Here is a 9906-nt window from a genome sequence, read left to right on the forward strand (position 1 = left end):
ATCGTGTGGACCACCACGGTCGTGACCGCGCTCGCGATGGCGGCCATGATCGGCACCGTGCTGCTGATCCTGCAGGCTCTGAACATGAACAACGTCGACCGTCGGCTCACCGACCAGGCCTCAGCCATCTCGACCACGATCGTCGTGGAGGCCGATGGCAGCGTGACCGCGTCGGAGACCCCGAACGACAGCATCGACGACACCACGTGGATCTACAACCCGGACGGCACCCTCGTCGAAGGTCCCAAGACCGGCACCCGCGTGGCGACCGTCGTCAAGTCTCTGTCGCGTGTCGAGAAGCGCACACGGCTCGAGAAGGACGAACGGGTCTTCCTGGCCGTCCCGGTCCGTGAGGAGGGGACGACGACCGCGGTCGTCGTGGTCGAGGCATCGCTCGAGCCGTACGAGTCGACCCGCAACGCCGTGCTCGTCGGGCTCGTCGGTCTCGGTGCCGTCGTGACCGCCGGGTCGGCCGCGGTGGCGGCGTGGACCGTGCGGCGCACCCTCGCGCCGGTCGAGTCGATGGCCAGGCGAGCCGAGGACTGGTCCGAGCACGATCTCGACGCACGGTTCGCCGCCACCGGGACCGACGACGAGTTCGCGCACCTCGGTCGCACCCTCAACGTCCTACTCGACCGGGTCGCCGGCGCGCTCCGCAACGAGCAGCAGCTCACCGCCGAGCTCGCCCACGAGCTGCGCACACCGCTGACCGCGATCCGCGGCGAGGCCGAGCTGACCCGCATGGCCACCCTCACCCCGGACGTCGACGAGCGGCTCTCCCGGGTCATCGACCTCGTGGACCGGATGAGCACCACGATCTCCTCGTTGCTGGCCATCGCACGCGGCGAGCACCGCACGGATGCCCGGACGACAACCGCCGAGATCATCGCCGCTGCCGTCGAGCACGCCTCAGCGCGCGACGGCGTCGAGATCTCGGTCGTGGACGCCGGTAACCACGATGTCCCGGCGCCGCTCGAGCTGGCCGTGAGGGCCCTGTCGCCCGTGGTCGAGAACGCCGTGCGCCATGCGAGGTCCAGGGTGACCGTGACGGTGGCCGCCACCGATCGGACCATCGACCTGCTCGTCAACGACGACGGACCCGGCATCGGATCGGCAGACCCCGAGTCCCTGTTCCAGTCGGGCGTCCGCGGCGCCGACAGCACCGGCGCCGGCCTCGGGCTCGCACTCGCCCGACGCGTCGCGCGCACGCTCGGCGGCGACGTCCACGTGAGCTCGGCGGCCGACCCGACCACATTCGCCCTGTCCTTGCCGCGGTTCTGAGGTTCCAGCCCCGGCCCCGGGCACTGAGTGTCGGCAGTCAGGTTCCTGTCAGGTTCTCCGTCGCATGGTGTGTGCATGAGCCACTCACACACCACCACCCCGGATCGCTCGACGACGCACGTCGACCACGGCGCGTGGACCCGCACGCTGCTGAACAAAGTCCCCCAGGTCACTGTGCTGTTCTGGGTGGTCAAGATCCTCTCGACGACGGTCGGTGAGACCGCCGCCGACTTCCTCAACAGCAACGTCGGCCTCGGGCTGTCCGCGACGACCGCCCTCATGGCGGTCCTGCTCGCCGCTGTGCTCGTCGTGCAGTTCTCGGCGCGGAAGTACGTGCCGGTCGTCTACTGGTTGGCCGTCGTGCTCATCAGCGTCGTCGGCACCCTGTTCTCGGACAACCTCGTCGACAACTACGGCGTCAGCCTCTGGACGACCAGTGCGATCTTCGGCGCGGGCTTGATCGCGTCCTTCGTCGCCTGGTACCGCTCGGAGAAGACGCTCTCGATTCACACCATCGTGACTCGTCGCCGCGAGGCCTTCTACTGGCTGACGATCCTGTTCACGTTCGCCCTCGGCACATCGGCCGGCGACCTGGTCGCCGAGAAGCTCGCGGTCGGCTACCTCCCGTCCGCCCTGATTTTCGGCGGCGTCATCGCGGCCATCACCGCCGCCTTCTACGGCCTGAAGGCCAATGCCGTCATCGCGTTCTGGGCCGCGTACATCGTGACCCGCCCGTTCGGTGCCTCGATGGGCGACTTCCTGACCGCTCCCACTAAGGACGGCGGCCTGGGCATCGGCACGAACGGGACGAGCGCCATCTTCTTGGCGATCATCGTCGGCTGCGTCGCCTGGTTCACGGTCAAGGCCAAGCGCGATGACCGCGAGCTCGAGTCCGTCTGACCCCCGAACCGACCCGTCCGCCCCTCCCCCGGGGGCGGACGGGTCCTGACGTCCTGGAAGGAACACCCATGATCCTCGTCCGCCCCCACCCCCAAGGTCTCGTCCTCTCGGTAGTCACTATCGGCGCAGCGGCAGGCGCGTTCACGATTCTCGCCGACTCCGTCTCCGAGGGCGACGGGCTCGCGGGTCGCGACCCCTCCATCACCGCCGACGTGGTCGATCACCGCACCAGCGTGCTGACCCACGTCGCTCACGTGCTGAGCTTCATCGGCAGCGAGGCCGTGCTCGCGGTGCTCGCCCTCGGACTGGTCATCATCCTGCTCGAGCGACGTGGTCCACGGCATGCGATCATCGCCGCCACGACCATGGCCGTGTCGGCCGGCCTCACCGTGGCCGTCAAGCTGGCGTTCGGGCGTGCCAGGCCTGGCGCGTCCGACCGTCTAGGGCCGTTCGACAGCACGTACTCGTTCCCGTCCGGCCACACCCTGAACTCCGCGGTGTTCCTCGGGCTGGTCTGCCTCCTGCTGGTCCCGTTGCTGCGCCGGCCTTCGCTAAGGCTCGTCGCCTATGGTGCCGCCGCCATGCTCGCGGTCGGGATCGGTGCGAGCCGCATCTACCTCGGCTACCACTGGACCACCGATGTCGCGGCCTCGTGGACCATCGCCGCCGTCCTCCTGGCCGTCGTCAGCGTCACCGCACGCGCGGTGGCCGACCGATCACACCAGTCAGGCAACGTGCAGGTGGACCGGGCCACGGTGGACTCATGATCGCGACCTTCACCCCACTGCTCTACTCGCTCGGCCCGGCGGCGCTGCTGCTCGTGATGGCCATCGCCTTCGTCGAGAGTGGCCTGCTCGTCGGCTTCTTCCTGCCGGGCGACTCCCTGCTGTTCCTGGCCGGGGCCCTGGTCGCCTCGCACGTCATCGGGCTTCCCATCTGGGTACTCGCGGTCGGTGTCTTCGCCGCCGCGGTGGCCGGTGACCAGGTCGGCTACATGATCGGGCGACACTTCGGTCCCCGGCTGTTTTCCCGGCCCGACTCACGGGTCTTCTCCCAGGCCAACGCCGACCGCGCGCAGTTGTTCTTCGACCACCACGGCCCCAAGGCCGTCATCCTCGCCCGCTTCATCCCTGTGGTCCGCACGTTCGTGCCCGCCACCGCCGGCGTCGGCCGCATGGACCGACGACGCTTCACGATTTACAACCTCATCGGCGCCTCGCTCTGGTCGATCGGCATCGTCGCCGCCGGTTACTTCTTCGGTGGCATCCCGTTCGTTGCCCACCACATCGAGCTGATCACCATCGGGCTGGCGGCGTTCTCCGTCGTCCCGGCCGTCATCGCATACGTGCGCAATCGCTCTCGTCACGCGGGTGAGACCGATCTCTCCACCGAGCCCGAGAGCGCCGCTCGGTGAACTACGTGGACTCCATCATTCTCGGCGTTGTTGAGGGGTTCACCGAGTTCCTCCCGGTCTCCAGCACCGGTCATCTGATGATCGCCGAGAAGGTGCTCGGTCTTCCGATCGACGACCGCAGCGTGGGCGCCTACACGGCGGTCATCGAGATGGGGGCGATCGCGGCGGTGCTCGTGTATTTCTGGAATGACATCGTCCGCCTTGCGAGAGCATGGTTCGGCGGCGTCACGACACCTGACCGGTGCACGGACGCGGACTACCGCATGGGGTGGTTCGTCATCGTGGGATCGATACCTGTCGGCGTTGTCAGCGTCGCCGCCCAGTCGCTGATCACCGGGCCGCTCAAGAGCCTTTGGGCCGTGGGCGCCGCCCTTGTCGTGGAGCGCCGCGCTGCTGTTCGCCGAGAGGTCCGCCTCCCAGTCGCGTGGTGAGTCGGAGCTGACCTGGCGCGACGCCATCACGATGGGCCTCGTGCAGTGCGTGGCACTCGTGCCCGGCGTCTCCCGGGCAGGAGCGACGATCTCCGCGGGCCTGCTGTACGGTCTCGGCCGGGTCACCGCGTCCCGCATGGCGTTCTTTCTCGGGATCCCGTCACTGACGGCAGCCGGCCTCTACGGGCTCAAGGATGTCTCCGGCATCGGCGTCGGGCCTGCTGTCGTCGGCACGCTGGTGAGCTTCGTCGTCGCGTACGCCTCCGTGGCCTGGCTGCTCAAGTTCGTCGCCCCACCACAGCATCGGTGCGTTCGTGCCGTACCGCGTCGCAGTCGGCGGCGTGCTGCTCACACTTCTGGCAACCGGTGTCACGGCGCCCACGTTGGGCAGAGTCGGCCGCGGGCCCGATTCGAGCAACAGTTACGGGGGTGCGGATCCCGAGTAGTCAGGCCGCGACCGATGGGTGGAACGTCCTCTGCGGGCGAAGGTACAGCGCGAGAACTGGGACGATGAACGCCAACCATGCCCCGACCTGCAGCCACGACGGGTTCGGCTGGAAGTTGATGGTGCCTTTCAGGAACGTGCCGTACCAGCTGTCGGGTGGAATCGCCGCCGTGACGTCGAAAGCCAGCGATCTCACGCCGGGCAGGACCCCCGCCTCCTGCAGGTCGAACACGCCGTAGGCGAGCACGCCTGCGGCCACGACGATGAGCAGTGCTCCGGTCACGGTGAAGAACTGGCTCAGGTTGATCCTGAGTGCGCCTCGGTAGATCAGGTAGCCCAGCACGACGGAGACGACCAGGCCGAGGGTGGCACCGACGAACGGACCTGGCGTGTACGCGCCGGTGACGGTCGACCACATGATTGCCGCTGTCTCCAGGCCTTCTCGTCCAACCGTGAGGAAAGCGATGGTGACCAGAGCGACGGGCCCCAACGAGACCGCCTTCTCCATCTCGCCCTCCAGCTCGCGCCTTAGGGTCCGAGCGGTGCGGCGCATCCAGAAGATCATCCAGGTCACTAGTGCGGCAGCAAGAACGGACAGGATGCCCCCAGTGATCTCCTGGGCACGGAACGGAAGCTGGTCGAACACTGCCGTCACGGCGGCGAAGATCGCGACGACGAGAGCAAGAGCTGACCCCACACCGATCCAGATGTACTTCAGCTCGGAACGACGGTTGGTCTTGACCAGGTAGGCGATCAGGATGCTGACGACGAGACTGGCCTCGAGGCCCTCTCGCAGGCCGATGAGCAGGTTGGCGAACATACGACCGACCTTAGATGAGGTGAGCCTTGCTTGGGGGCTCGCAACCTGACTACAACCTGACTACCGAGCATCCCTGGCACCCGGGACCTTGCGCCCTCACCGCAACGACACATCTTTGAGGGAGACTGCGGGCATGAGCACCATCGACCCGGCACAGTCGACCCTCGCGGTCGTCGTGCTACTGGCGATCACGGTGATGACGGTGACCCTCGCGGGAGTGCACGTGCGGCTCGATGCCGTGGCCGCCGTCGCGCGTGCCGCGGTGCAGCTGCTCGTCGTGGCGGTCGTCATCGCCTGGGTCTTCAATCACCCCGAAGGCGTCGCGCTCTACCTCGGCGTCATGGTGGTCGCGGCGACCGCCACCTCTGCGCGTCGCATCCGCTGCGGTGTCGGGCTGGCCCCGCTCGTCGGTCTCGCGATCGTCGTCGGCGCCACGTGCGCCGTTGTCCCCGTGCTCGCGAGCGGCGCCCTCGAGTGGCGCTCCGAGACGATCGTGCCGTTCGCCGCCCAGATCATCGGCGGCTCGATGACCGCCGCCTCCCTGACGGGCTCACGGCTGCGCGACGACGTCGCCCGCGACTGGGGCCGGGTCGAGGCTTGGCTGTCGATCGGCGCCACCCCGCGTCAGGCCGTCGCCGAGCAGGGACGGCTCGCGGCCGGCCGCGCCCTCATCCCCGCCATCGACCAGACCCGCAGCGCCGGGCTCGTGACCCTCCCGGGCGCCTTCGTCGGTCTCCTCCTGGGCGGGGCGTCCCCTGCAGAGGCCGCCGAGGTCCAGCTGCTCGTGCTCGCGGGCCTGCTCGCCGCCGAGACGATCGCAGCCGTCCTCACGGCCCGCCTGCTCAGCGACTGGCTCGGGACCACACGACCGGAGTTGGTTGAGTGATCCGGTGCTGTCTGGAAATTGCAGTGACTGACGCCGCCCAGTGCTCGGGATTCCGCAGAGATTCCGCAGGAGAACCAAAAGAGACCGCAACCGACCAACCCCGTTACGTAGAGAATTCACTGCCTTTGCGGTGAACTCAACGGCCTTCAATCACGACCAAAACCCTCCCGACTGTTCGAGCTCTACTACGACATCTAAACCCCAGGGCTGAAACATGCTCTGACCTGCACAAACGCGAAGCCCTCGTTGGCGGTTCCCCCGGGATTCCCCCAACGGGGGCTTCTGCGTGTGCGCGACTGTCGTGCTGGGCTCCTTCTCGACGGTCCCGGCGTCGCCCCGCGGGCCACGCCGACGCGTCCAGCTCCTTGCCCTGATAGACGCGGACGTAGTCGATCCTGAAGCTGAACTGGTCGCGGGTGCGTGCCGGGTCGGGCCAGCCCCAGTACTTCGACCCGATCTGCAGGTTGAACCGGATGTGGAACGTGTCGGCGAACGTGGGGCCCCTGAAGTAGGGCTTGGTGCTCGGGTCGTCGAAGTCCACGAGGCCGACCGTTCTGCCGTCGTACAGGTACCGCAGGCAGCGCGGTGACCAGTTGACCGCGTAGGTGTGCCACCCCTGCCAGATCTTGTCGGTGCCGACGTCGGCGCGGCCGTGGGTCTGCTGCTTCTCGATGCCGGTCATCGACCCTTCGGCGGTGTCACCCCAGCTGTTCCACTCGTACGAGCTGGACGGGTCGAAGCTCCGGATCGTCGGGCCGCCATAGGACTCCATCGCGTCGATCTCGCCGGCCTGGTGGTCAGCGCGCAGCCAGAAGGCCGGCCAGATGCCGCGGGACATGGTGGCCTCGGACGGGACCCACATGCGGGCCTCGAAGTGCCCGTACCTCTGGCTGAATCTCTCGTCGGAGGCTGCGTCGGCGGACTCGTACGTCTTGTTCTTGATCGAGTCGACGTAGCCGGTCGAGTAGGAGCGGACGCGGTTCTCCTCGCCGTACAGGGCGTTCGGGTTGGAGCGCCAGCTCGCCCTCGGTTCACGCCTGCCCCTGATGTCGAGATAGCCGTCGTGCACCGAGACGTTCTTCTTGGCGATGAAGGCGGCGTCGTGGTTCAGGAACGTGTTGTCGCGGACACGCCACTCCCGCGGGTCGAGGCCTGCTCCGTTGAACTCGTCGGAGTATGTGAGGTCGCCCTGCGCCGGGTCCTTGAAGCTGACGTCCTCGCACCTGGCCCCGACCGTGGGGACGACCGGCGGAGTGACGGTGACGTTCACGTCGGTCACGCGGAGCAGCTGCCCCGTCCTGGCGTCCTCGAGCGCGGCAGAGACCTTGATGCGTGTGCGGGCCCTCGTCGTACGGAGCTCGGCACCGACCCAGAACCAGCCTCGCGGGGCGGTGGTGCGCGAGCGGGCGGACGAGACGACCTTGCCGTGCTGCAGCGCGTAGGCACGGTAGGAGACGATCGTGCCCGGAGCCGACGTCCAGACCCGCGCTGCGGCGTGGACGTGCGTGCCGGCGACGGGTATCTGCGTCGGCGAGAGGCTGGAGGTCAGCCGCACCGTGCGCGGCTTGCGCGTCGTCCTGGTCTTGACCTGCCCTGCGTGTGCCTTCTTGCCGTCGATCGTCACCTTCACACGGGCCTTTGTCGCGTGCGCGGACGCGGTCCAGAAGGCTGAGCTGCGGGTGAAATCGGGGTTCTTCACGTAGATCACCGCGTCGGCATGAACCGCGACCACGGCGGCCGTGGCAGTAGTCATGAGAGCGCCGGCGACCAATGTCGCGACGGTGCGCACAGGTCTGATGTTCACGGTGTGCCTGCCTCCCATGGAGCCGCAGCAGAGACGTGAGGCATTCTCTGCCAGCCTTCACGGCGAGTGTGCGCGCAGCACGTCCACCGCAGACAGGGTCCAGCGACCCGAAAGCGACCCGCCACGCTCTGGACGACACGGCGAGGGTGTGGTGGGGTGGCTGAGTCGGTGTCAGCGCCGCTCATCCGCGGCCGCCGACAGTTCCTAGGGGGGACAACACGTGAACACAGGTATGTCCAGAGCCCGACGCGGGCTCACCATCGGGGTCGCCACACTGACCCTCGGCGTCATCGCGAGCACGCTCACCAGCGCCAACGCGGCGAAAGAACCCACGTCCACGCCCGTGCCGATCTCGACGCCCGAGGGCCAGGTCAGCAGCTACGTGGTCAACGCGAAGAAGCCCACCGCGAAGGGCACCGCCGATGCACGCGCGGTCGTCAAGCGGGCGGGCGGCACGGTCGTGCAGCAGTGGCCGCAGATCGGTGTGATCGTGGTCCACTCGACCCACGCAGACTTCCGCTCAGACGTCTACCGCCTCGGCCGCAAGACTGTGGCCTCGGTGGGCGCCACCCGGACCGTCGCGGTCAGCGAGCGGACCGACGCGCCGACCGCGCGACGCAAGGCACAGGGCGTCGTGAAGGAGGAGTTCGCCAACACCGCCGAGGAGTTCGTCCAGCCCGACCCGCGCGAGGGCGAGCAGTGGGACATGGCCCACATCAAGGCCGATCACGCCCACGAGAAGACCGACGGCTCCCGCAAGGTGCTGGTCGGCGTCCTCGACAGTGGCATCGACCCCGACCACCCCGACCTGGCGGCCAACATCGACGTCAAGAGGTCGGTCAACTGCACCGACGCCGGCACCGTCGACCGGTCGCCCACGGGATGGTTCCCGACCACCAGCGACCACGGCACGCACGTGGCGGGCACGATCGGCGCCGACCGCAACGGCATCGGCATCACCGGGGTCGCCCCCAACGTGCGCATGGCCTCGGTCAAGGTCGTCAACGACGACGGCTTCATCTACCCCGAGTACGCGATCTGCGGCTTCATGTGGGCCGGCCTGCACGGCATGGACGTCACCAACAACAGCTACTACATCGACCCGTTCGAGTACTGGTGCGGTGACCAGCCGGACCAGGCAGCCGCGATGGAGGCCGTCAGGCGTGCGGTGTCCTGGTCGACCAAGAAGGGCACCTTCCACGTGGCCGCAGCGGGCAACTCGGGCACCGACCTGAGCAACAACACGACCAACGACACCAGCCCGAACGACAGCACACCGATCGAGCGCACCATCAACTCCGGGTGCAAGGACATCCCGACCGAGCTCGACGGTGTCGCGACTGTGTCGTCGTACGCGCGCATCGGCACCAGCAACGAGACGCAGCTGTCGTACTTCTCGAACCGGGGGCTGAACGTCATCGACGTCGCCGCCCCGGGCTCGGCGATCCTGTCGACGATCGTGGCCGGCAACGGCTACGGCCTCAAGAGCGGCACGTCCATGGCCTCGCCGCACGTGGCCGGCGTCGCGGCGCTGATGAAGTCGGAGCACCCCGGCTGGGGCCCGGCCAAGCTGCTGGCACAGCTCAAGGCGCAGGCCGACGACCGGCCCTGCGCGGCGCAGCAGCCGATCGGTCCCGGTGGCGCACCGTGCACGGGGACGGCGCGCAACAACAGCTACGCCGGTGAGGGCATGGTCGACGCTCTTGACGCGGTGAAGTAGCCAGACACCACACCGCCACACAGCACGACGAGAACGGCCCCGGGTCATCGACCCGGGGTCGTGCTCGTGGGCTGCGCGGCGACCTAGGGCACGTCTCCTTATTGGCGTAGCCAGATGGTGATGGCGCGGAGGACAGCTCCGCCTCGGTAGGTCAGGGCGAGTTTGTCGTAGCGGGTCGCGAGTCCGCGCCATTGCTTGAAGACGT

Annotated in this window: 10 protein-coding genes; 8 read left to right on the forward strand and 2 right to left on the reverse strand. The window is 68.0% G+C overall.

The genetic code is table 11. From position 1 onward, the window contains the following. Window positions 1–3 precede the first annotated feature (3 nt). The 6 genes from HQK15_RS18910 (at window position 4) to HQK15_RS18660 (ending at window position 4540) form a co-directional block, all read left to right on the forward strand. Window positions 4–1281 carry a sensor histidine kinase gene (locus HQK15_RS18910; protein ID WP_173492208.1) on the forward strand — a complete coding sequence of 426 codons (1278 nt, stop codon included), beginning with the start codon at window positions 4–6 and terminating at the stop codon, window positions 1279–1281. 75 nt (window positions 1282–1356) lie between these two features. Further along, window positions 1357–2181: a COG4705 family protein gene (locus tag HQK15_RS14640; RefSeq protein WP_173492209.1), complete on the forward strand. Its 825-nt coding sequence runs from the start codon at window positions 1357–1359 to the stop codon at window positions 2179–2181. 68 nt (window positions 2182–2249) lie between these two features. Then, the gene (locus HQK15_RS14645; RefSeq protein ID WP_173492210.1) at window positions 2250–2948 is read left to right on the forward strand and encodes a phosphatase PAP2 family protein; all 699 of its coding nucleotides are present in this window, start codon (window positions 2250–2252) and stop codon (window positions 2946–2948) included. Then, the gene (locus HQK15_RS14650; RefSeq protein ID WP_173492211.1) at window positions 2945–3595 is read left to right on the forward strand and encodes a VTT domain-containing protein; all 651 of its coding nucleotides are present in this window, start codon (window positions 2945–2947) and stop codon (window positions 3593–3595) included. The genes HQK15_RS14645 and HQK15_RS14650 overlap by 4 nt, the downstream gene beginning before the upstream one ends. After that, complete coding sequence (locus HQK15_RS18655; RefSeq protein WP_367649200.1) at window positions 3592–4026, forward strand: undecaprenyl-diphosphate phosphatase; 435 nt, start codon at window positions 3592–3594, stop codon at window positions 4024–4026. The genes HQK15_RS14650 and HQK15_RS18655 overlap by 4 nt, the downstream gene beginning before the upstream one ends. Further along, on the forward strand, window positions 3968–4540 hold the full coding sequence (locus HQK15_RS18660; RefSeq protein ID WP_254451003.1) for an undecaprenyl-diphosphate phosphatase: 573 nt from the start codon (window positions 3968–3970) through the stop codon (window positions 4538–4540). The genes HQK15_RS18655 and HQK15_RS18660 overlap by 59 nt, the downstream gene beginning before the upstream one ends. Here the strand turns inward: HQK15_RS18660 and efeU are convergent. Then, complete coding sequence (gene efeU / locus HQK15_RS14660) at window positions 4473–5291, reverse strand: iron uptake transporter permease EfeU (protein ID WP_173492212.1); 819 nt, start codon at window positions 5289–5291, stop codon at window positions 4473–4475. The genes HQK15_RS18660 and efeU overlap by 68 nt on opposite strands. 133 nt (window positions 5292–5424) lie before the next feature. On the opposite strand from efeU, the gene HQK15_RS14665 reads away from it, so the two are divergent. Further along, the gene (locus HQK15_RS14665; protein WP_173492213.1) at window positions 5425–6177 is read left to right on the forward strand and encodes an ABC transporter permease; all 753 of its coding nucleotides are present in this window, start codon (window positions 5425–5427) and stop codon (window positions 6175–6177) included. A 136-nt stretch (window positions 6178–6313) separates the two neighbouring features. Here the strand turns inward: HQK15_RS14665 and HQK15_RS14670 are convergent, their stop codons facing one another. Then, window positions 6314–7930, reverse strand: coding sequence for a glycoside hydrolase family 16 protein (locus HQK15_RS14670; RefSeq protein WP_173492214.1), 1617 nt, complete (start codon window positions 7928–7930; stop codon window positions 6314–6316). Window positions 7931–8213: 283 nt separating this feature from the next. Here HQK15_RS14670 and HQK15_RS14675 point away from each other — a divergent pair, with 283 nt between their 5' ends. After that, window positions 8214–9701: a S8 family serine peptidase gene (locus HQK15_RS14675; RefSeq protein WP_173492215.1), complete on the forward strand. Its 1488-nt coding sequence runs from the start codon at window positions 8214–8216 to the stop codon at window positions 9699–9701. Window positions 9702–9906: the final 205 nt, after the last annotated feature.

Source organism: Aeromicrobium stalagmiti (genome assembly GCF_013283745.1).
Classification (GTDB): Bacteria; Actinomycetota; Actinomycetes; order Propionibacteriales; family Nocardioidaceae; genus Aeromicrobium; species Aeromicrobium stalagmiti.

What these genes read in the sequence shown, in the direction of transcription:
- HQK15_RS14640 (WP_173492209.1), top strand. Translation starts at nt 1,357, where the DNA reads ATGAGCCACTCACACACCACCACCCCGGATCGCTCGACGACGCACGTC.
- HQK15_RS14645 (WP_173492210.1), top strand. Translation starts at nt 2,250, where the DNA reads ATGATCCTCGTCCGCCCCCACCCCCAAGGTCTCGTCCTCTCGGTAGTC.
- HQK15_RS14650 (WP_173492211.1), top strand. Translation starts at nt 2,945, where the DNA reads ATGATCGCGACCTTCACCCCACTGCTCTACTCGCTCGGCCCGGCGGCG.
- efeU (WP_173492212.1), bottom strand. Translation starts at nt 5,291, where the DNA reads ATGTTCGCCAACCTGCTCATCGGCCTGCGAGAGGGCCTCGAGGCCAGT.
- HQK15_RS14665 (WP_173492213.1), top strand. Translation starts at nt 5,425, where the DNA reads ATGAGCACCATCGACCCGGCACAGTCGACCCTCGCGGTCGTCGTGCTA.
- HQK15_RS14670 (WP_173492214.1), bottom strand. Translation starts at nt 7,930, where the DNA reads ATGACTACTGCCACGGCCGCCGTGGTCGCGGTTCATGCCGACGCGGTG.
- HQK15_RS14675 (WP_173492215.1), top strand. Translation starts at nt 8,214, where the DNA reads ATGTCCAGAGCCCGACGCGGGCTCACCATCGGGGTCGCCACACTGACC.